This window comes from Vibrio ponticus, assembly GCF_009938225.1.
Taxonomy (GTDB): domain Bacteria; phylum Pseudomonadota; class Gammaproteobacteria; order Enterobacterales; family Vibrionaceae; genus Vibrio; species Vibrio ponticus.
Genome location: NZ_AP019658.1, coordinates 681373 through 702712, shown reverse-complemented (window position 1 = coordinate 702712; position 21340 = coordinate 681373). Strand labels below are relative to the sequence as shown.

At 46.3% G+C, this 21340-nt stretch carries 16 protein-coding genes; 5 read left to right on the top strand and 11 right to left on the bottom strand.

The genetic code is table 11. The annotated features are described in order from the left end of the window. Positions 1 to 60 precede the first annotated feature (60 nt). Positions 61 to 1743, top strand: a complete 1683-nt coding sequence (locus tag GZN30_RS17510; protein WP_075652801.1) for a VRR-NUC domain-containing protein — start codon at positions 61 to 63, stop codon at positions 1741 to 1743. A 395-nt stretch (positions 1744 to 2138) separates the two neighbouring features. Here the strand turns inward: GZN30_RS17510 and GZN30_RS17505 are convergent, their stop codons facing one another. Then, the gene (locus tag GZN30_RS17505; RefSeq protein WP_408646844.1) at positions 2139 to 3203 is read right to left on the bottom strand and encodes a tetratricopeptide repeat protein; all 1065 of its coding nucleotides are present in this window, start codon (positions 3201 to 3203) and stop codon (positions 2139 to 2141) included. 45 nt (positions 3204 to 3248) lie between these two features. After that, a complete protein-coding gene (locus GZN30_RS17500) occupies positions 3249 to 4583 on the bottom strand; it encodes an anaerobic sulfatase maturase (RefSeq protein ID WP_075652802.1) in 1335 nt (444 codons plus the stop codon). Positions 4584 to 4876: 293 nt separating this feature from the next. Between GZN30_RS17500 and GZN30_RS17495 the strand changes: the two genes are divergently transcribed. The 3 genes from GZN30_RS17495 (at position 4877) to GZN30_RS17485 (ending at position 7216) form a co-directional block, all read left to right on the top strand. After that, positions 4877 to 5545 carry a formylglycine-generating enzyme family protein gene (locus GZN30_RS17495; RefSeq protein ID WP_408646843.1) on the top strand — a complete coding sequence of 223 codons (669 nt, stop codon included), beginning with the start codon at positions 4877 to 4879 and terminating at the stop codon, positions 5543 to 5545. Between the two features lie 87 nt (positions 5546 to 5632). Next, positions 5633 to 6613 (top strand): HAD family hydrolase, encoded by a 981-nt coding sequence (locus GZN30_RS17490; protein WP_075652803.1) that lies wholly within the window; start codon positions 5633 to 5635, stop codon positions 6611 to 6613. 261 nt (positions 6614 to 6874) lie between these two features. Then, a complete protein-coding gene (locus GZN30_RS17485) occupies positions 6875 to 7216 on the top strand; it encodes a YgiW/YdeI family stress tolerance OB fold protein (protein WP_075652804.1) in 342 nt (113 codons plus the stop codon). Positions 7217 to 7332: 116 nt separating this feature from the next. Here the strand turns inward: GZN30_RS17485 and GZN30_RS17480 are convergent, their stop codons facing one another. The 9 genes from GZN30_RS17480 to GZN30_RS17440 all read right to left on the bottom strand — a co-directional run bounded on the left by GZN30_RS17480 (position 7333) and on the right by GZN30_RS17440 (position 19226). Continuing rightward, complete coding sequence (locus GZN30_RS17480) at positions 7333 to 8235, bottom strand: LysR family transcriptional regulator (protein ID WP_075652805.1); 903 nt, start codon at positions 8233 to 8235, stop codon at positions 7333 to 7335. A 155-nt stretch (positions 8236 to 8390) separates the two neighbouring features. Further along, positions 8391 to 9779 carry a BatD family protein gene (locus tag GZN30_RS17475; protein ID WP_075652806.1) on the bottom strand — a complete coding sequence of 463 codons (1389 nt, stop codon included), beginning with the start codon at positions 9777 to 9779 and terminating at the stop codon, positions 8391 to 8393. Then, entirely contained in the window at positions 9776 to 11536 is a 1761-nt protein-coding gene (locus tag GZN30_RS17470; RefSeq protein ID WP_083627268.1) for a vWA domain-containing protein, read from the bottom strand. Before GZN30_RS17470 ends, GZN30_RS17475 begins: the two co-directional genes overlap by 4 nt. Beyond that, a complete protein-coding gene (locus tag GZN30_RS17465) occupies positions 11529 to 12656 on the bottom strand; it encodes a vWA domain-containing protein (protein WP_075652807.1) in 1128 nt (375 codons plus the stop codon). Before GZN30_RS17465 ends, GZN30_RS17470 begins: the two co-directional genes overlap by 8 nt. A gap of 2 nt (positions 12657 to 12658) precedes the next feature. Next, positions 12659 to 13228: a DUF4381 domain-containing protein gene (locus GZN30_RS17460; RefSeq protein WP_075652808.1), complete on the bottom strand. Its 570-nt coding sequence runs from the start codon at positions 13226 to 13228 to the stop codon at positions 12659 to 12661. Next, positions 13228 to 14190 (bottom strand): DUF58 domain-containing protein, encoded by a 963-nt coding sequence (locus GZN30_RS17455; protein ID WP_075652809.1) that lies wholly within the window; start codon positions 14188 to 14190, stop codon positions 13228 to 13230. Before GZN30_RS17455 ends, GZN30_RS17460 begins: the two co-directional genes overlap by 1 nt. A gap of 11 nt (positions 14191 to 14201) precedes the next feature. Further along, positions 14202 to 15185, bottom strand: a complete 984-nt coding sequence (locus GZN30_RS17450; RefSeq protein WP_075652810.1) for an AAA family ATPase — start codon at positions 15183 to 15185, stop codon at positions 14202 to 14204. Between the two features lie 93 nt (positions 15186 to 15278). Further along, positions 15279 to 17567 carry a multiheme c-type cytochrome gene (locus GZN30_RS17445; protein ID WP_083627270.1) on the bottom strand — a complete coding sequence of 763 codons (2289 nt, stop codon included), beginning with the start codon at positions 17565 to 17567 and terminating at the stop codon, positions 15279 to 15281. 111 nt (positions 17568 to 17678) lie between these two features. Beyond that, positions 17679 to 19226, bottom strand: coding sequence for an arylsulfatase (locus GZN30_RS17440; RefSeq protein ID WP_075652811.1), 1548 nt, complete (start codon positions 19224 to 19226; stop codon positions 17679 to 17681). Positions 19227 to 19624: 398 nt separating this feature from the next. On the opposite strand from GZN30_RS17440, the gene GZN30_RS17435 reads away from it, so the two are divergent. Next, positions 19625 to 21190, top strand: a complete 1566-nt coding sequence (locus GZN30_RS17435; RefSeq protein ID WP_075652812.1) for an arylsulfatase — start codon at positions 19625 to 19627, stop codon at positions 21188 to 21190. Positions 21191 to 21340: the final 150 nt, after the last annotated feature.

Genomic DNA, 21340 nt, shown 5'->3' with positions numbered 1-21340 from the left:
GCTTGAATTGAAAGTAAAAAGGCTTACCCTTGTGGTAAGCCTTTTTTGTATGTGTGCGTTATGGAATCTCAAGTACAACTCGCCGAAGACTATTACCTCGCTAATTTCAATCGCCTGATTGAACACGCTCAAGCTTGGTATAACAATATACTCCACCCTTCAGAACTGGAGTGGATATCCGCCTATCGCTCACTCGATAAAGCCAGTCAATGTCTGCTGGTGCGCTTATATAGCCGCAAGGGATCCTTGTTTCGCAGTGACAAACTCAACTACAACGAAATTCCATCCATTCCACTCGCTCTGGAGCAATTAGAAGCCAAAGGCTTTGTCTCACTAAGCCCTGCTATTAGCGAGCAGCAGTTAGCTCAAACTCTGCTGACTAAAACCGAGTTAACTCCCCTATTTCCAAAGCGATTTGTCGGTCAAACACGCTCACTGAAAAAACCACAAATGGTAGAACTGCTCACGGATGAACCTTTTGAGCGATTTAACGAGCTCAGTTTTGTTGTGATTAAGCTGCACTTCGCTGAGATGATTGACCTGCTATTAGCGCTATTTTTTGCCAACACGCATCAAGACTTAACCCAATTTGTTCTCGATGATCTGGGTTTACATCAGTTTGAGAATTATCAACTCAGTATCGAACGCCGATTTTTCAACCATCGCGACGAAGTCGAACAACTGCTGGTACTGAGTAAGTTAGCGGATAGCTATTGGAATGCCGATAGAAAACAACTAGAAGTAGTGAAACAGTTTGTCGATGCAATTCCCGCCGTCCTTGCTCACCCATATATAGAAAGAAAGCGTCAACACCTAATCAATGATATCGCACGTGACTGTGAACGCCTTGGAGAGTTTGAAACGGCATTAAACCTATTTAAGCAAACTTCACTACCACCAAGCAGAGAGCGACAAGCAAGGATTTATGACAAGCTTGAGCAAAACGACAAACTTAGTGACACTGTCACATTAATTTTAAACCAACCCAGCGACATGTCTGAGCTTGAAATCGGTCAAAAGCTTGAGCAACGCCTGCTACGTAAACAAGGAGTCAAAATTCCTCGCGTAGCAAAACCAACATATAAAGAGCGTCACTTAGCCTTAGACTTATCGCAGCAACGAGTAGAGCTTGCGGTGAAACAGCATTTTGAAAACCGAGGTTGGCAAGTATTTTACAGTGAAAACGCACTGCTCAATGGCGTCATGGGCTTAGCGCTTTGGGACGCAATATTTGCCCCAGTTGAAGGTGCATTCATCAACGCCTATCAATTCAAACCACTAGATTTATACCATAAAGATTTTGACGCCAAACGCTCCGAGCAAGTCAACCAAGCGCTTGAGAAAATCGCGCAAGGCAATCATCAATTTATTATCGACAACTACCACAACAAATTAGGGATAAGCAATCCATTCGTCGTTTGGAGCCATTTCACAGAGGAACTGCTTAACTTAACGTTAAATGCGTTAAAACCTGAGATTTTGGTCAATTTAATCAAAGTACAACTCAGTGATTTAAAACTGTATCGAAATGGTATGCCCGATCTTATCGCATTTAAAGATGGGCAATTTGAGTGGATTGAAGTCAAAGGTCCCGGAGACAAACTGCAAGATAACCAAATTCGCTGGTTCAAACAGTTTAGCCGCCTAGGCGTGCCTTTTTCCGTCTGTTACGTTGATAACAACCCTGACACTAATAGGACTTGCGAAGCGGTTGAAGCAACACGACACAAACCCAAAACGTGACGGCGATGAGAGTCGCGATATCAAGAGACAGCCAACCAAAGCCAGTTGAAAGAATCAGAAACAGTGGCGGCAACATAACACCAGCAAAATGAATATAGGTGGACACTTGCCACTTTTTATTGCACATCTTACACGGATAAGATTGTCTCGATTTTGCTGTTATTTTCGCCATCAGAGAGATCGATTTAGCATAACAATTGGGGCATTGAAACATAGTGACTCTCTCTTTATTGAATAGGGAAATAGCCGGATTACGTTAGCAAAATCCCCCTACCCAATGACAGCAACAAAGCGAGGTGTTAATCGCACAACTGAATGTAATTCCCCTTGTTTTCTCACTTCTCAGCTTCTCAATTCTAATTTCTCAGTTTCTCAGTTTCTCAGCTCTCAATTCTCTAAGATCCCTTCCCTTTCAACTCCTCTATCACATAAGGCGGCGCAATCTTCTCTAGCTCAGCCAAACACTGCGCGCCCTTTGCGTTATCGTGGCGAAGGTAAATATCACATAAGGCATACAACTGCTCCGGGGCACCTGAAATTAAGTAAGCTTTTTCAAACGAACTGGTGGCAGTTTTCACGTTGATAGGCTCTTGCAACACGCCATTTAAATACCAATAGTAGCTATTGTCTTTTGCCGAACTTGCTGCGATCGCCATTTCCTGCGCCGCTTCTTCTGGACGCTCTAAACGTACAAGCGTTAATGCTTTTGAATAATGCAGAGGGGCATTTCCCAAGGCATTTGCAGGGACTCTGTGAATTGCGATATTCAGCGTTTCCAGCGCCGCCTTATCTTGCTCTTGCGCTCGATAGTTATCGGCTAAACTTAACCATATTTGTCGATTATCCGGCAGTTTGGCTAATAATGCTTGATAGATTATATCAGCTTGTTGCCATTGCCCTTGCCAACGATAGACATCAGCCAGCAACAACCGTGACGAACTCTCCTGCTGAAGTTTTAGGTAATCAATCAACTCCGCAATAGGACGGTTCATCTGTTGCTGCTGAACGGGCTCTAACTGTTGGTAATCACGGACTAAATTCGCCGCACTGGTGACTCTTACTGAATGGTTGGCGTCGTCAAGCAGTGGTGATAACAAACGCCAACGATATTCAATGCCGTAGGGCTCTGCTGCGATCACCGCCGCCTCTCTAATCTTTGCATCTTGGTCTTTCAACCCTCGCGCCACTGCAACCAAGGCATTTTGGCTCGGGTACTGAGCTAACTCTCGTAACGCTTTCGCGCGTTGGGCAGAATCGAGTGTTTTATCTTGCGCCTGATAAGACAAATCTGCAATGTGCTGACTTAACGACTGGCTAGTGCTTGTGTTGGGCGCTTGTGCAACTGGACTACCGGCTTGAGTACTGGATAGTGACCCATTATTCGCTTGGGCGCTTATTTGAGTACCTGTTTCGGCACTTGTTTGAGCAAAAGTCGGTGCTGCAGACACAAGCGTTAACATCAACGCAACTTTTCTTATCGTGAATCGCTTCATATCAAACCTCACTTAAAATCGCGTTGCAAAGCCAGCACTCGAGACTTGGCGCTGCTGTAAATGTTGCTTTAACTGCTCGTCGCTAAATTTACCAAAAGCGACCGGGTTCCCCATCGCACGGAGAATATAAGCCAGTGATTTATCTGCGTGAGCAAAGAACTTATGCCAACCCGCACACAGGTAATTCAGCCCAGGTTCGCCAGCTGGTGTGCGAATAAAACGATTTTTCGGACACTCTCCATTGCAGGCAAACTGATAGTCACACGCTTTGCATTGCTCAGTAAGATTGCGCGTCTTGGCGTAACCAAATTTCTGTTGCTGCGCGCTGTAAGCTAAACTCTCGAGAGGTTGCTTATGGATGTTACCAGTCTGATACTCGGGATAGACGTAATGATCGCATATGTAGACGTCACCATTTGGCTCCATGGCTAACCCTTTACCGCAGATTTCACCCAATGTGCAAAGCGGGTTCGCACGCCCCATCCAGCGCTCGACACTCGCTTCAAAATACTGAACGAAGACCTTACCGATGTCGTTTGCAATCCATTCATCAAATATCGTAATAAGGAAATTACCCCACGCTTGATCGGACACGCACCAAGGCTCCATGATTGAGTCTTTATTGCCAGGAATTAAACGCTTGTCGCCCTGCTTTAATTGTTCAGTTGCAGACCATGTTTGTGGCGCAGTACTACGAAAACTCTTTTGTTCCACAATGGGAATAAACTGCATTTGCGGTGAGCGCACTTCATCACGTAAGAATCGGTACACTGCTAAAGGGTTACAACTAGTCAGATTGTTCACGCAAGTCAAGGTCGCGAAGTTCACTTGGTGCTTATGCAGCAACTCGACTGCATTCATCACTTGCTTAAATGTGCCGCGTCCTGCCTTATTGGTTCGGTAGGCATTGTGCAGCATCTCTGGTCCATCAATACTTAACCCAACCAGAAAGTTATGCTGCTTTAAAAATTGGCACCATTCGTCGGTCAGCAAAGTACCATTGGTTTGTAAATCATTGGCAATACTCACCCCTTCAGGACAGTACTTCTGTTGTAACTCGACAATGCGACGAAAGTAATCCACGCCCAACATAGTCGGCTCACCACCTTGCCATGAAAAAATGATCTCCGGGGTATTTTGTCCCTCAATATACTGACGAATGTATGTCTCTAAGGTGTCGTCACTCATCACTGGTGAACACCCTTTTTTGTACTCAAGTAACTCCTGTTTACTTAGATAGTAGCAATAGGTGCAGTCGATGTTGCATGCAGCCCCTATTGGCTTAGCCATGACATGTAAACGCTTGGAAGCTTTACCGTTAAACTGTGGACCTTGAGTAATATGCATAAGTCACCTAATCGTTGAGCGAATTGATGGTTGAGCTAACCATCGACCTGGGCTAACTATGGAATAACCACATCATAAATCCTCGCCTTAACCGGTGCTTGTTATAGCGTATATAACCTTTTTTCATGGCGTTTATTGCTAGTGTTGATGGTGAACTTACTAGCGAGAGCCGCCCTATGACACCAGTTAACCGTTCGCCGATAAAGATTATCTCAATCTTTAGCTTATTAGCCCTGCTCAATGGTTGCAGTGCCGATACACCTCATCCTATTGCACTGCAAATCAATCAAGAGATGGTGCTCGTTGAAGGCGGTCACTTTGTAATGGGCTCAGAGCAAAACGTTGCCAGCAAAGCAGAGACGCCAGCAAGAGAAGTGCGTGTAGATAGTTTCTACATAGCCAAGTTTGAGGTCACACAAGCGTTGTTTGAAAGCGTGATGGGTTCTTCTCTCAGTTACTTCCCGGGCGATGATATTCCGGTCAACAATTTAAGCTGGCAGCAAGCGAACTACTTTGTCGAACAACTCAATCAATTAACTGGCGAAACCTATCGCTTACCGACCGAAGCCGAGTGGGAATTTGCCGCCCAAGGAGGCAATAAAAGCCAAGGTTTCATCTACTCGGGCTCGAACAACATTGATGATGTCGCTTGGTATGCTGGTAACGCGCAAAACCGCGCTCATCCCGTCGGACAGAAACAGCCCAACGAGCTAGGGCTATATGACATGACGGGCAACGTAGGTGAGTTCGTCTCGGATGCGTTTGACGACACATTCTATCGCTGGGGTGGCAATGATAATCCAACCAATCAACAACACAGCGATTCTGGTTTAGCACACAAGTCAGTACGAGGTGGAAGCTTCGCCTATGATGCTGAACAGTCGGAAAATTTCCGTCGTGATTTTGCTAGCCAATCTATAATTATGTCTGACATGGGATTACGTTTAGCCAAAGACCGATGACCACGTTCTCTTTACAGATGGGCAAGGTTAGCCCCCTAGCAGTACATGATTGAATCCACTCTTACTTAACAATGGGTAACAACAACTATGAAAACAAACCTCTGTGCTCTAGCAATCTTATCAACTCTCTCATTCTCCGCGATGGCGGTTGATTGTGACCCTAACCTGCTACCCTCATGGAAAGATGGTAGTAGTAAAACCGCGCTTTTAAACTATGTCGAAAACTCGACTGATGAGCGCAAGGATTCATTCGTTCCCGTTGCTGAACGCATCGCGGTATTCGATAACGACGGCACACTTTGGTCAGAAAAACCTTATTACTTTCAACTCGCTTACGCATTTGACCAAGTAAAGAATATGGCGGAGCAGCATCCTGAATGGAAAACTCAAGAACCGTTTAAGTTTGTGCTCGAAGATGATGTAAAAAGCGTTCTCGCGGGCGGTGAAGAAGCGCTACTTGAGATAGTCACCGCAACCCACAGTGGTATGACGGTAGAAGAATACCAAGCCACAGTTACAAATTGGATTGCCGCTGCAAAAGATCCTCGCTTTGAAAAAGCCTACACCGAGCTAACTTACCAACCGATGAAAGAAATGCTTGCTTATTTACAGGCGAACGACTTCAAAACCTACATCGTTTCAGGTGGTGGTGTCGACTTTATGCGCGCATGGGCGCCTGAGGTGTATAACATCCCTGCGGAGCAAATTATTGGCAGCGCGCTAAAATACCAATACGACTACAACGATGGTCAACCGCAAGTGATTAAACTCGGCGAGATCCTGACCATTGACGACAAAGCCGGTAAAGTTGAAAACATTCAACACATCATCGGTAAGAAGCCGGTACTCGCGGTCGGTAACTCGGATGGCGACCACGCGATGATGCAATGGGCAACGAGCCAACCCAACTCAATGGCAATGATTGTCCACCACACTGACGCCGAGCGAGAGTGGCAGTACGATAGAAAATCCAGTGTCGGTCATCTTGATAAAGCGATGGATGAAGCAAACCAACGTTACAATTGGCATCTGATCGACATGAAAAACGAATGGTGCACGATCTACTAGCCCCCATCATCGGATAAGCGAAGCGTTCCATTACTAAGCCTCACCGCGGAGAAATCACGCTGTGGGGCTTTTTATCACTCGCACCTTACATATCAAATCTTTTTCATCACACCTGACACATCACACTAATTCTGCATTCTTTGTTTTCTTCACGATCACTTCACACAACCAGGCGCATAATCCGTTGTATAGAGTTCAGAACTCAATCATGACTGACTATCCTAGCGGTTATGACTGAGTCACCTAAATAGGAAAACTAAAATGAAAAAAACACTCCTAGCTATTGTTGTCGCTTGCTCAGTGATTACTGCTCCTGCTTTTGCTGCTTTCAAAGGTCCTGAAACCGCTGCAGTGAATACCGTTAAACAAGCGAATGATGCTGCTGATGATAGTGCTGTCCTACTAACAGGTAATATCATCGAATCTATTGGTAACGAAACTTACCTGTTTAAAGATGAGACTGGGCAAATTCAAATTGAAATCGATGATGAAGATTGGATGGGTGTCGATGTAACACCAAACGATCGCGTCGTGATCCGTGGTGAAGTTGATTCAGAGTGGAGCACGCCTAAAATCGACGTCGATTCAGTACAAAAAATCTAAGTTAGATACCACCGTTAGAAACCACCGGTTCTAGCCTGTGAATTCGCGAGCATTACTGAGCTAATGACTCGCGATTTCACACTCGCCATAATACTCAAGTTTAATTATTTATCCCGTTAAGACATCGTCTTACCCGCCAATTTAAGCTGATTTCTCAACCAAATATGCGCACTCTCATTACTTCTACTTGGATGCCATATCGCACACAAATCATGGATTTTGTCGCTAAATGGTAATGGTACGCCTTTGATTTGGTAAGCATCTGAGAAGGCTTTGATGGTCGATTCTGGTAACATACCGATCAGTTCACTATCGTGAATGACTGGCAGCATTTCCAGCGCACCAGACGCGCGATAAACGATGTCTCGCTTGTTCAGTTCGGCAATATCGTCTTCATCCATCAGACTTTGTCTGCTTTGCCAACGTGATACCACCACATGTTGCTCTGCGAGAAATTGCTCCACCGTAATTGAGCCCTTGATTCTTGGATGGTGCTCACTGCACACCACCATCAAACGCTCAGAAAATATCGTTTCAAACTTGAGCATCGTTCGCCCTCTTGGCGCCATATCAACGATAAGATCGTAACGTTGCAGACGAAGATCACTTTCATGGTCTTCAGTAAAAAGTGGATGGATTTCTAAACTGATGTGCGGTGCAATCTGACGGATTTGCTTGAACAATTGAGGCATAAGTTCATAACTCGCCACCGAGACACAGGCAATTGAAAAAGTTTTATTGGCGATAGTAGGATCAAAGTCTCGTGATGCTGAGAGTGTGGAAGTAAAGTTCTTTAATGCCGCGCCCATTGCGGGGTAGATATCCATCGCAAAAGCGGTCGGTTCGACACCATTAGGTGAGCGATGAAAAAGCGGCTCGTCGTATATATCTCTTAATCGCGCTAACGCTTTACTCACCGCAGGCTGACTGATCTCCAGCCGCACAGCGGCTTTAGAGAGATTTTGTTCCTCATAGATAGCGACAAAAATTGGGACCAAGTTGAGATCAGTATTTTTCATAACGCTCCACAGCACTTATTACCAAAGTACATATTACTAAAGTACTTACAACCACAGTAACAATGACCAAAGTTACTGATAGTATAGGAACTTCTTCGATAATTAAGTTAGTGGCGCGTTAAATAATTGCGATTTTGATCTGGTCTCTGCGCGGTTTATTTGTCTGCTTTACTTGTGCTATTGATAGTATTGAGCAAACGTTCAAGTTCGGGTAACGCCGGTGGTATTGAACCTCGGAATCCACGTTTAGATTGATTGGTTTTTCGCTTATTTCCAATCGTTCGCCACAATTTTCGCGCTAAATGACTATCTTGCTCCCCCGCTTGAAATCGCTGACTGCTCTCACGCCACTGGTCATCGGGTTTAAATTTAGCCAACTCCAAATCGCCATTGGTCATTCTCAACTGACGGTAGATAAATAATCGGATTTTCCCCCACTCTCTTTGCTTAATTAGTTGATGTAATATAAGCCAAGCTGGCTTTGCGCGATGTTTAAAATAACGTTTAATCGCATACACACTTAAAACAATCAACAATAGTAGCGTCGCGGCTATCGACAAACCTTTTGCATACATAGTGACAAACGATTTCACGGTATGTTGAACCTCAAACCGACGCCCTTCCATTGTCATCGTTTCTAAACGGTTTTTTTGTGTATTCCACCACTGAAATGTTAACTCTGGGAAAACAATCTCGCCCCCTTGTTGCAACACATAGACCGATTGCTCTTCGCGGCTGGATTGATAGTCTCCTCGGCTTTGAGAGTCCGTAAGACGATTTGGCATCGGATAGACTTGATATAAACGTGTCGATGGTTGCCCTTCAGCATTTTTCTTAGCTTCTGCTGATAACTCTGCAGATGCTTGTAATAAGTCCGGTAACAGTATCGATAAGCTATCTTGTGCTTGGATAGTAATCGCGCGCGTAACAGAATCACCAACTTGCAGATCGTCATTGGAGGTTAACCACTGCTGATCAACCGTTACGTTCGTTGCTGCAAACCAGTTCGCTTTATCGCTAAGCAAGCCCGACGGTAATTGAGCAGAAAAACGCACAGGCTCTGTATAGAGTGTGCCTGATACATTACTGCCATCAGGGGCGGATACCTGAACCCTTACCGCAATTGGCGGAACGACAAACTCACCCGACTCTTGCGGATATAGGGTGACTTCCCAACGCTGCCTTGACCACGTTTTGCCATCTTTGCGCTCGGTATAGTTGGTCGCCAGTTGGTTACGCTGCTTAGCGATCACATTTGGGATTTCGACACTGCCAATACGCGTACCGCCGGTAAACCAGCGCGGCGTAGCAACCTCAATATTGAGGATGACCTGCTGGTTGACGCTAAACGTAGCGCTCGACGCCGGATTGGATTTGTCACCTACCCAAGCAGAAATCGCCACATCTTGACTTGCTTGCAGATCATAGATGGATAATCCCTGATTCTCTTGCGCTACACTCACTGTGCTAAAAAGCAGGGAACTAAAAAACAGTGAGCCAATCAACGCCAGCCAAACAACGGTGGGAACGCGGTTTACTTTCATTGTTTATCCTCACTCTCAGCGGTTGGCTCCGACACAAGATTCGATGCTTCACGCAGTTGAATTTGAAACTTGGCACGCAAGAAATATTTAGGGTCAGCTTCAACACGCTTAAGCCACTTATCGGCTAACTCTTCGCTACCGAGAATTTCATTGGCGTTTAACGTTTCTTTGAGCATAAGTTCCGCCACTGTTTCTTCGTCAGCCCCATCCGCTGTGCGCGGTTTATCATCATCAAGCTCAAAGGACTCTTCTGGTCCATCTGTCGTGCCCGCTTGGCTTTCACTGGTGCGGTTTATCTCTTCGACGATACCGGCAATCACTGCCAGGTTGTGCTCAACGTCTGTCCTTAATGCCGGATGAAGCTGCTCGTCGTCAGCGAGATTTTGCAATAGTTCTCGCGCAGCTAAGTACTCTCGCTGTCTGGCTAAGGCACTTGCAGCGTTATACAAACCATAATTAACCACATCAGGATCTGGGTCGTTGAGCATCTCAAGAAAGGCACTATGAGCAAGTTTGTATTCGCCGGCATAGTAGTAAGCGGTGCCTTTTCTCAGTGGATCAACAAAATGTTTCGCCGCTTGTAAATACTCTTGTTGGTTGAAACAGCGCTGACCTTGCTGATTTGGCGTTAACCATAAATCCCACCACCACTGGGCAAACTTGTCCCAGTTTGAGCGCGTTTCTAATACCGTCACTTGCTCTGCCTTAGTCGCCACCGTCTCTGCTTGGACTGGCGGCACAAACGCTAACTGAGCAACCAACAACGCCGAGACACACCATTGCACCAGCCAACCTTTTCTAAACCAGACTAACATCACCAATGCCATGGGGATCAGCAAGTAATAGCCCATATCTTTCCACGGCATGGACGATTCACCATTAAGCTGCATATTTCGCTCAATCATACGATTGAGTTGTTGAATATCGCTATCATCGACACTGATCTCCACCACCTTGCCTCCGGTCGCAGACGCCAAATTTTGTAGTGAGTCGATATCGATAGGATTGTTACTGACTACGTTACGATTACCTGCCGCGAGTATCAAAAGCTGATGTTCGCTTTGCGCGAAAAAACGTTGATAGGCTTCAACAGTGGTTGGATTAACACCATCGCTTACCAACAACACGCTCGCACCTATTTGGTCAGACAGTTGTTGTTTAATCAGCGGCAACGCTTGCTCTGCTTGTTTGCCTGCAATGGGCATTATTTGTGGCTCAATCGCCGCTAAAAAGGGCTCAAACACTTTACTGTCTTGGGTAATAGGCATCGCGACATGCGCAGAACCCGCGTAAACAGCCAACCCTGTGCGCCCTCCTTTTCTCGCTTTCAGCAAATCGCGTATCTTATGTTTAGCACGCTCCAAACGACTTGGCGCAATGTCGGTCGCCAACATAGAATCACTGTTGTCCAAAACCACCAGCAATGACGCTTGGTCTTCACCAAATGGTGAGGCTTCTCGTTGCCAACTAGGACCTGCACAAATCACAATCGCGACAGACACAATCGCCATAAGCAATTTAAGGGGTAATTGCTTGCGCCAACCGCGCTCGCCAATGGTGAGTGCCTCGCGCAGATGCGCTGGCAGTACATCTTTCCAACTCGGTTTATTGTCTTCTCGCCATCTCAACCATATCAACAACGCCATCGGCAAGAACGCGAGTAACCATAGCGGGCGAATAAAGTGAAATTGGCTTAGCTCCGCTAGCCAACCTTCTGTTAGCCAAGCACCTGTTAGCCACGTAAGAGAATCAAACATCATGTTCTCCTTGTGATTGGTTGGTGGGCTGAGTACTCGCTTTCGTGGTGCTTGTTTTCGGAGTGCTTATTTTCATAGTCGTGGCAAACATCCGACGTTTCAGCGTCGCCAAACTAAACGCCGCCAAATAGATCACCACCACAATTGCGATCAGATAATGATGTAAACTCTGTTTGGGGCGATAGGTGGTGCTTTCGTATAACTGAGGCTCAAGCTCACCGATCGCTTGGTAAGCCTGTGCCAACTCATCACGGTTCAGCGCTTGAAAAGACTCGCCGCCAGATTCTTCTGCAATTCGATCCATCGTTTCTGTATCCAATGCCACCTCGCCAACCGTGAGCGGATCGCCCATCGCTATCACATGGATACGCACATCTTTCGCTTTGGCTACTTTTGCCGCATCAATTGGCTCGACAAAACTCCCGGTGTCATTGCCATCGGTTAGCACTATTGCTACTTGCTGCGGTGAGTTAACATCACCAACGTCATTACGGCTTTGCTTACTTTGCTCAAATACTTTTATGGCTAAACCTATCGCGTCACCAAGATGCGTACTTTGCCCTGCCATCGCCACATCTGTTTGTTGTAGGAGCTCCAGCCAGACTTTCTGATCGGCAGTAAACGGCGTTTGCACAAAGGCAGCATCGCCAAACAAAATAAGCCCTAACCTGTCCCCCTTACGGGTTTGGACAAATTCGCCTAACACTTCTTTCGCCGCCTCTAAACGAGAAACTTTGTCGCCGTTTTTCGAGGTAAAATCCTGCTCAGCCATAGAGCCAGACAAGTCGACCAACACCATCACATCACGACCTAAACTTTCACGCACTTGTGGCTCACCCAATACAGTAGGTTTTGCGAGCGCCAACACCACCAAAAGCCATGAAACCACTAAGGTTGCACGCTGCCACCAACTTGGACTTAGTTGACTTGCACCATGAGTTGGCGACTCACCTATGGCTGCGACAAGTTGACCAAAAAACGGCACTTTTATCGCCGTCTGTTTCGTGCGATAAGCAGGAACAAGCCAATAAACAACCAGTGGTAAAGGTAAAATAACTAGCCACATCGGATGTGCCAATTCAACGCTGCTCCAGTGGATAGATGATAAAACGCTATTCATGCTCATTTCTTATCCCCTGACTTTTCAAAACGGCTTTTTAACCCGACTCTCTGCAGCAAACTCGTCCAATTAGATTGAGGAATTAAATCAGCGTTGCTGTGCTGTAAAACCCAGCGTTTGGCTTGCGTAACTAAGATCTCCCTCTCGGCTGCATCCAAATTGCTATTGGGATCATTTAGGCTCGCTAACCAGTTAGCAGGGAAACTAGCGGAAAAGTCCCGTTCACTTGGCATCAAGTCATCAAGCACCTGTAAAAAAGCGATATCATGAAGTGAACGGTGGCGCGCATTGAGATGCACTAGCACAATCTTGAGAATAGAAAACACCTGATAAGGTTGTATGGCGTGGTTAATATCTAGCTGCTCGAGCGCATTGATGGCTTCGCTGCGATATCGATTTAACCACCAATGGCGTGCGCGCTTTACCAACAACATAAGCAATAGTAATAACACCAGCAGCGCTAGCAGTTGCCATCCGATGGTCTGCGGCATCCAACTGATGCTCTCAGGTACCCCCACATCATGCAGTTCACGCAATATATAAGTGCTTGGCGGTGTATGTTCGACTGACATTAACGCCCCCCAACCATTTTTTGCAGCTGACTAATATGTTGCCCTGCGGTATCCAACTCGATATGTGGCAAATGCTTCATTGCCATTAACTTCACCAGCGCATGACGTTGCATTTGGCTTTGCTGCCGCAACTCATTACTCGCGAGGTCGACTTTGCTGTGTGTATCTAGATTCAGCTGATATTGACCATCACCCACTACCCAGTTGGCGTTAGCCAAATGCTGCGGCAAAGAGTGTTCAAACGCATCATTGACCGTTATCGCCAACACATCATTATGTTGCTGCAATTGCTTGAGCTGATCTAAATCCTTGGCTTGGCAATCTCGCCAGTCGCTAATGAAGATCAACGTTGATTGCTTGGGACGCATGCGTTTAATTAACTCTATCCAAGACTTAAAACTGACCTGTTCACTGTCTCGAGAGTTAACATTTAACGCTTGGTTAAACTGCGCTAACTGCTTTAACTGTGCAAGTAAATGGTGTTGTGAGCGTTGTGGTTTGCTATGCAATATGCGCTGTGGCGTCGCAACAACAAAACCTACGCGGTCGCCATCTTTGAGTACTCGCCAAGCACACACAGCGGCACTCTCCGCCGCCACTACCGATTTCATTACCTTGTCAGAGGCAAAGAACATCGCGCTGCGTTGATCAATACATATGATGACATTGCGATCTTTTTCTTCGGTATAGCTGCGCACATGCGGTTTACCCGTGCGCAGTGTCACCTTCCAGTCTAGATTACGAATATCATCACCCAGTTGATAATGGCGTAACTCTTCAAAATTCAGACCACGCCCACGAAAAAGCGAGTTGTGTCGACCAGATAAAACACTGCCAGCTTTTAAATGCGGTAGGAGTGAAAACGACTCAGCTTGCGCTTGTAACCTCACCAAGCGCGCATAGTCACAATAAAGCCTCGAGTCGAGTTGTTGAGATTGAGGAACCAGTGTTGGCTTTGCCATAGCGCCTCCACTTATGCGATTTCTACATGATCAAGTAACTCATTGACGACACCAAGATGATTCACACCATCGGCAAGCGCATCATAAGAGAGCGAAAAGCGATGCCCCAAGACAAAAGGCACCATCGCTCTTACATCATCAGGCGTAACGTGGTCACGTCCTTGTAGCCAAGCATAAGCGCGAGAACATTTATCCAACGCGATAGAAGCGCGTGGGCTGGCGCCAATTTCTATCCATGCATGTAACTGACTCTCTGGGTATCGCTCAGGTTGTCGCGTCGCCATGACTAACGCCACGATGTATTTTTCGACCAAGTCAGAGACGCTGATATGCGGGAGTTGTCGCCTCGCTTCAAGCACCAGTTCCGGCTCAATAAATTGTCTCTCTGCTTGGCTAGCTTCGCTTAGCGCGCCTAACTCCTCACTGCGTACTAAACGAATAATATCGCGCTCAGCTTCGTCGTGCGGATAGTCCACCGTCACTTTCATAATAAAACGATCCATCTGTGCTTCAGGCAGTGGATAAGTCCCCTCTTGCTCTACGGGGTTTTGCGTCGCAAGCACCATGAAGAGATCGGGCAGTTGATGGGTTTTATCGCCAACCGTAATCGTGCCTTCTGCCATCGCCTCAAGCAAAGCGGCTTGAACTTTGGCTGGCGCGCGGTTTACTTCATCTGCCAATACAATACTGTTGAAAATAGGACCCGGCTGAAAATGCAATTGTGGCTTGCCCTCAACTTCCTGATACACCTCTGTACCAGTGACATCAGAAGGCAGCAAATCGGGCGTAAACTGAATACGACCGAAACTGGTGTTGAGTAAATTTGCCAATGACTTTACCGAACGTGTTTTCGCCGTACCCGGTAAGCCTTCTAGCAGAATATGCCCGTTGGTTAACAGCCCGATCACCAAAGCTTGCACCACATGACTTTGACCGATGACACTCTGCTCTGTTTGTGCAATAAGTTGGTTAATGGCTTGCTGTGCAGTGTTCATATTCTGCCCTCAGTAGGTTGATTTACTTTGAAATACTACTGACTTCCCCAATAACTATTAGTTATACCGCCTATAGCTTTACTTACTCAGGCGTCAGCGTATTTTGCTTTTCAGCTGCTCGATAACTTGCGGCGGCGCGACTTGGCTTAATTCAGCCAGACACTGTTGAAATGGCGCTTTAACCTTTCCGGCACTTAGGTTTCTTGCCAACACTTCGCACTGCGCATAAAGATGTTGTGGATTACCACCGACGCGATAGGCTTGGTAAAGCGCGTTACTTGCTGCCAACAAATCTCGATGCTCCAATGCCAATCCATAGACATACCAATATTGTGCGTTGCTCTCAGCGGTTTGCGCCGCTTGTCGTAAGTAATTCACTGCTTGATCACTTTGATCTGCCCTTAATAAGGCGAGCCCCATGCTATAGGGCAGTGCGCTGGACTTAGGCTGCGCCTGCATGCCTTGTTGCAAAACGGCTAATGCAGACGCTTCCTTACCTTGAGAGCGATACAAATCGGCGAGATTGGCGTAACTGTTTTCAAAATAGGGCTCGATTTCGATCGCGCTTAAGTAAAGCTGTTCCGCATCCGCTAAATCACCCATGTCACGCTGAACATTGGCTAAATTAACCAAACCAAAGCCGCGATCAGAATTAAAGCGCTGAATCTCGAGGTATTCATTTAATGGATCATTAATTAGCATCCTTTGAGCATCACTCATTTCGCTATAACGGCTAACCAAAGCGGCTGCGGTTTCAGCGCGAATCGATAACACTGGATCACTTAGTAATGACACCAAAATCTGCCATCGATCATTCAATTCATAACCGGCACTGCCTTCTATCGCACCTAAGCGAATCAGCTCAGACTCATGTTTGACCGCCCGTGCAAGCGCGACCAAAGTATTCTTGCCAGTATTGCCCCCCATTCGCTCCAACGCAGAGCCGCGAATGATGTCGCTTAAGGATGAATCTTGCGCCGAATAAGCCAACGCGTCGGCCGCACCACTATGACCAATCGAATCGGCATAAAACGCGACCGAAAAGTGCTGCTGATTACGATATTTTGAATTAGGGAACCATTTCGCTACTTGCTTATCCGCCCACTGCGCAGTTTTATCCTCATGGCAGGAAGTACACACATTAGGGGTGTTAATATGCTGGCTTATGTCGGCGCGTGGCACATGCCAGCTGTGGTCACGCCTTGGATCCACCTGCATATAAGTGGTTTTCGGCATATGACAGGTCGTACATTGCGACGCTTCAGTGTCAGGCTGGTGGAAAGTATGTTTCTCAGGGGTATATTCGCTGGCTAAATGGCATTGGCTGCAAATGGCTTCTTCAGCCACTTTGAGTTTTGCACTGTGAGGATCATGACAGTTGGTACAAGTTACGCCTTTTTCTGCCATTGCCGATTGTAAAAATGAACCATAGACATAGTTTTCATCATAAATTTGACCATCATGATGATAAAGCTCTGGCGTGATAAGGCTCAAACGGTACTTATCAAGAAATGAACCTTTAACATGATCTGCTGTTTCATTAAGTTGTGTTCGTCGGCTATGACATTGAGCGCAAGTCTGCAGTTGATCAGTTGGATGAATCGCTTTGGGCTGCATGGTTGTGCTGCCTTGTTTAAATACCCACTCATTCACCGCTTGAGCAAGATCGCGGGTTAAACCGACGTGCGCTTGTTTTTTGTCAGCTAATTGTGCGTTTTTTACCCGCTCAACATGCTGACTTGCTGCCCCATGGCAGGCTTCGCACCCGACGTTGATCTCAGACCACCGGGTATTGTACGTATTGGTCGTAGCATCATAATTCTTTGATAAATTGGTCGAGTGACAATCTGCGCACATAAAATTCCAGTTCTGCCCGCTGTTGGTCCAATAAAACTCATCTGTCGGCGTGGTCTCGGGATATAGATGAAACCATCGCTGCCCGCCTTTTTGTTTCTCTCTAGTGTCCCATGCAAACGGTATCACTTGCACTCGCCCATCCTCAAACTGGACCATGTATTGCTGCAGCGGCTCCCAACCGAAGGTATAGAGAATTTGATAATCACGATATTGACCATCAGGACCTTGAATATTGACCCAATACTCGTCACCGCGCATGAAAAAGCGGTTGTCTTGGTTTTTGAACTTAACCGTCGCGTCAGCAAAATCGCCCCGTACCGATAGAGGGTCTGCATGCTTCATCGCCATATCATGGTGTGACCCTTGCCAAGCCTCTGCTTGCTCTTGATGACAATCACGACACACTTCAGATCCAACATATTGATTAGCTTGTGGCTGAGCATTCACGCTCTCAGCATTTGCAAGCCCGGTAGCGAGTAGCCAAAAAAGTAAACCTATCCATCTGACTGCCAACGTCCATTGCATAACATTCCTTGTTATTTTTATCGATGCTGTATGTAAAAAGATAGGCAGCTTTGCCTTTTTATACAAACAATTAGCAAAAAGGGCTCCGTAGAGCCCTGAGTCAGTTTCCGATTACTTGTTTGGATTTTCTTGCAGCTTCTCCATCACTTGCTCGAGAGAGAAACTGGCGGGTTTTTGCCTTGGTGGGTACTCTTGGAATGTCTCTAAGAATTTGCCCACGTAGGCTTGCGCCGGTACCAACATATAGGCGCGGTCAATCATCCAGTCATAGTAAGTGTTGGAGGTAATATCTGCCACTTCGTATGGGTCCATACGTAAGTTAAAGATTTTCGGTAAACGCAGTTCAGTAAACGGTTCTGCCCAAATGCGCAAGGTTCCCTCTGCACGCTGCTCCATAAAGACAATTTTCCAATTGTTGTAACGAAGCGCTGTGAGATCACCATCATCAGAGAAGTAGAAAATCTCCTCACGTGGTGCGGCTTCCGTCTCACCCGTTAGATAAGGCAAGAAGTTATAACCATCAAGATGAAGTTTGTAGTTAGTATCACCTACTTGGAAACCTTCCAATAGTTTCTCTTTCACATCAGCGTCGCCCGCGGCTGCAACGAAAGTCGGCATCCAATCCAGATGGTGCATGATTTCATTGGAAACCGTACCGGCCTCGATTTTGCCTGGCCAACGTACCATCGCTGGCACACGATATGCCCCTTCCCAGTTGGTGTTTTTCTCGCCACGGAAAGGCGTTAAGCCAGCATCTGGCCAGGTGTTCATATGTGGACCATTATCGGTTGAGTAGAACACAATCGTGTTGTCTTTAATGCCTAAATCATCCACTTTTTTCAGCAGCTGTCCAACGTGATTATCATGCTCAACCATGGCATCGGCATAAAAACTGATCCCGGTTTTGCCGAGATTTTCTTCCTTCACGTGAGTGCGGAAATGCATGCGAGTGGAGTTCCACCAAACGAAAAATGGCTTGTCTGCTTTGACTGCGCGATCCATAAAATCGAGCGCCGCATCGAGTGTCTCTGCATCAACCGTTTCCATACGCTTGCGGGTGAGCGGGCCGGTATCTTCAATTTTACCGTCCGCATAAGACTTGATCACGCCACGCGGACCAAACTTCTTACGAAACTCTGGGTCGCTTGGGTAGTCGACATTTTCAGGTTCTTCCTCAGCGTTCAAATGATAAAGGTTGCCAAAAAATTCGTCGAATCCGTGGTTAGTCGGTAAGTGTTCGTCTTTATCACCGAGGTGATTCTTACCAAATTGCCCTGTCATGTAGCCCATTGGTTTGAGAAGTTCAGCAATGGTGACGTCTTCTTCTTTCAAGCCGAGATCTGCTCCCGGCAAACCGACTTTACTCAAGCCAGTGCGAAGTACGGTTTGACCAGTGATAAAAGTAGAACGCCCGGCTGTACAAGATTGTTCACCGTAATAGTCGGTAAACATCATGCCTTCTTTGGCGATAGAGTCGATGTTTGGCGTTTGGTATCCCATCAAACCAAAAGTGTATGCACTCACGTTTGATTGGCCAATGTCGTCACCCCATATGACTAAAATGTTTGGTTTTTCTGCTGCGATACTGCTACTTGCAAAGCCCATCAGAGCCGCTGCAAGAATCGCTAATCGGCGCTTAGCACCATGATTCGCTTTCATAGAAACCTCTTGTTGTGATACCGATCAATATGGACACTTACTTAACTCTTGCCCGTCTAAACCGATATGAGAACTTATGCATCCTGCAGACAAACATATAGTTCACAAACTAAGCGAATGCGAATTGTTAGCCATATTTTCACGACTATCGTTTTGCCTACAAAACATCGGGTTATTAGCCATTAAGCACCCGACAAAATGTGATACGCATCACTCTCATAAATCGATTAATTAACCGAGAGTAAAGATAACTATTGTTGAAAAATCATGGCGATACGTTATCAACATAACTAAGGGTTATATTGACTATAAAGCGACACTTAGCTTCAGGTTCGTTAAGTTAATTGCACAATAAATTTGTCCATCAAACCAGACTGTTAACTAACTTTGGAGCTTTTATGGCTAATCAATTAACCAAACTGGCTGTTGGCGTTGGTGTGCTTGCCACATCATCCGTCGCTGTTGCTGCCGACAAACCCAATATCCTCGCTATTTTTGGCGACGATGTCGGTTACTGGAATATCAGTGCTTATAACCAAGGCATGATGGGATACGAAACCCCGAATATCGACCGCATCGCCAATGAAGGCGCACTATTTACTGACCACTATGGTCAGCAATCGTGTACGGCAGGACGTGCGTCCTTTATCACAGGTCAAGAGCCATTTCGTACTGGTTTGCTGACGATTGGCATGCCGGGATCAACCCACGGGATACCGGATTGGGCACCCACCATTGCCGATTTGCTTAAAGACCAAGGCTACGTAACGGCGCAGTTCGGTAAAAACCACTTAGGCGACCAAGATCAACACTTACCGACCAACCACGGTTTTGATGAATTCTTTGGCAACCTTTATCACTTGAACGCCGAGGAAGAACCTGAAACTTACTACTATCCAAAAGATCCTGAGTTTCGTCAGAAATACGGCCCGCGCGGTGTTATCAAGTCCTATGCGGATGGCAAAATCGAAGATACCGGTCCAATGACGCGCAAACGCATGGAAACCGCTGATGAGGAGTTCTTAGAATCCTCACTCGCCTTTATGGAAAAAGCGGTTAAAGACGACAAGCCTTTCTTTATCTGGCATAACACGACGCGTATGCACGTATGGACTCGTTTACAAGAGAAATACCAAGGTCAGTCTGGCGTCAGCATCTATGCCGACGGTATGTTAGAGCATGATGACCATGTCGGCGTATTGCTCGATAAACTGGATGAGCTTGGTGTAGCTGATAATACTATCGTGATCTACTCGACCGACAATGGTGCTGAAACAGTGTCTTGGCCAGATGGTGGCGCAACTCCATTCCATGGTGAAAAAGGCACAACTTGGGAAGGCGGTATGCGCGTTCCTCAATTAGTTCGTTGGCCGGGCGTGATTGAACCAGGTACAAAGATCAATGAGATGATGGCACACCAAGATTGGTTGCCAACACTCATGGCTGCGGCAGGCGTTCCTGATGTGAAAGAAAAACTGGCTGAAGGCTACCAAGCCAATGGCAAAGAATGGCGCGTTCATATTGATGGTTACAACTTCAAACCTTATTTTGAAGGCAAACAAGAGCAAGGTCCAAGAGAGTCGCTGCTCTACTTCACGGCGAATGGTGAACTAAACGCGGTACGCTGGCATGATTGGAAACTCAACTTCGCCACGCTAGAAGGCAACATCTCTGATGCGGTTCGCTTCTCACCAAACTGGCCGCAAATCATCCATCTACGTGCTGACCCGTTTGAGCGAGCACCGCATGAGTCTGGTATGTACCTGCGCTGGATGGCTGACAACATGTGGCTATTTGTCCCAATCCAAGATGTACTGGGGGATTTCTTCCAAACATTGCCTGACTATCCAATGCAGCAAGGTCAAACCATGAATCCTGCTTCAATCAATTACCAGTCACTTGGTTTACAAGGTAAGATGCAACAACTTGAGCAGTTGAAACAACAAGTGAATTCCATGCAATAAGCACTGCTTAATCCAGCATTAAAGCCACCTACTTTGGGTGGCTTTAATTTTCTACACTTACGCATGGAACCCAATAGAAAAATAAACCCAGACATAATCATTTACGCAAAATTCAACCAATAGAAACAAAAAAAAACAACAGCGACCGCA

Bases quoted from the DNA above. Each gene is read 5' to 3' on its own strand.
- GZN30_RS17490 (WP_075652803.1), top strand. From the start codon at position 5,633: ATGAAAACAAACCTCTGTGCTCTAGCAATCTTATCAACTCTCTCATTC.
- GZN30_RS17495 (WP_408646843.1), top strand. From the start codon at position 4,877: ATGGTGCTCGTTGAAGGCGGTCACTTTGTAATGGGCTCAGAGCAAAAC.
- GZN30_RS17460 (WP_075652808.1), bottom strand. From the start codon at position 13,228: ATGTCAGTCGAACATACACCGCCAAGCACTTATATATTGCGTGAACTG.
- GZN30_RS17505 (WP_408646844.1), bottom strand. From the start codon at position 3,203: ATGTTAACGCTTGTGTCTGCAGCACCGACTTTTGCTCAAACAAGTGCC.
- GZN30_RS17450 (WP_075652810.1), bottom strand. From the start codon at position 15,185: ATGAACACTGCACAGCAAGCCATTAACCAACTTATTGCACAAACAGAG.
- GZN30_RS17455 (WP_075652809.1), bottom strand. From the start codon at position 14,190: ATGGCAAAGCCAACACTGGTTCCTCAATCTCAACAACTCGACTCGAGG.
- GZN30_RS17445 (WP_083627270.1), bottom strand. From the start codon at position 17,567: ATGCAATGGACGTTGGCAGTCAGATGGATAGGTTTACTTTTTTGGCTA.
- GZN30_RS17500 (WP_075652802.1), bottom strand. From the start codon at position 4,583: ATGCATATTACTCAAGGTCCACAGTTTAACGGTAAAGCTTCCAAGCGT.
- GZN30_RS17510 (WP_075652801.1), top strand. From the start codon at position 61: ATGGAATCTCAAGTACAACTCGCCGAAGACTATTACCTCGCTAATTTC.
- GZN30_RS17485 (WP_075652804.1), top strand. From the start codon at position 6,875: ATGAAAAAAACACTCCTAGCTATTGTTGTCGCTTGCTCAGTGATTACT.
- GZN30_RS17465 (WP_075652807.1), bottom strand. From the start codon at position 12,656: ATGAATAGCGTTTTATCATCTATCCACTGGAGCAGCGTTGAATTGGCA.
- GZN30_RS17480 (WP_075652805.1), bottom strand. From the start codon at position 8,235: ATGAAAAATACTGATCTCAACTTGGTCCCAATTTTTGTCGCTATCTAT.
- GZN30_RS17470 (WP_083627268.1), bottom strand. From the start codon at position 11,536: ATGTTTGATTCTCTTACGTGGCTAACAGGTGCTTGGCTAACAGAAGGT.
- GZN30_RS17435 (WP_075652812.1), top strand. From the start codon at position 19,625: ATGGCTAATCAATTAACCAAACTGGCTGTTGGCGTTGGTGTGCTTGCC.
- GZN30_RS17475 (WP_075652806.1), bottom strand. From the start codon at position 9,779: ATGAAAGTAAACCGCGTTCCCACCGTTGTTTGGCTGGCGTTGATTGGC.
- GZN30_RS17440 (WP_075652811.1), bottom strand. From the start codon at position 19,226: ATGAAAGCGAATCATGGTGCTAAGCGCCGATTAGCGATTCTTGCAGCG.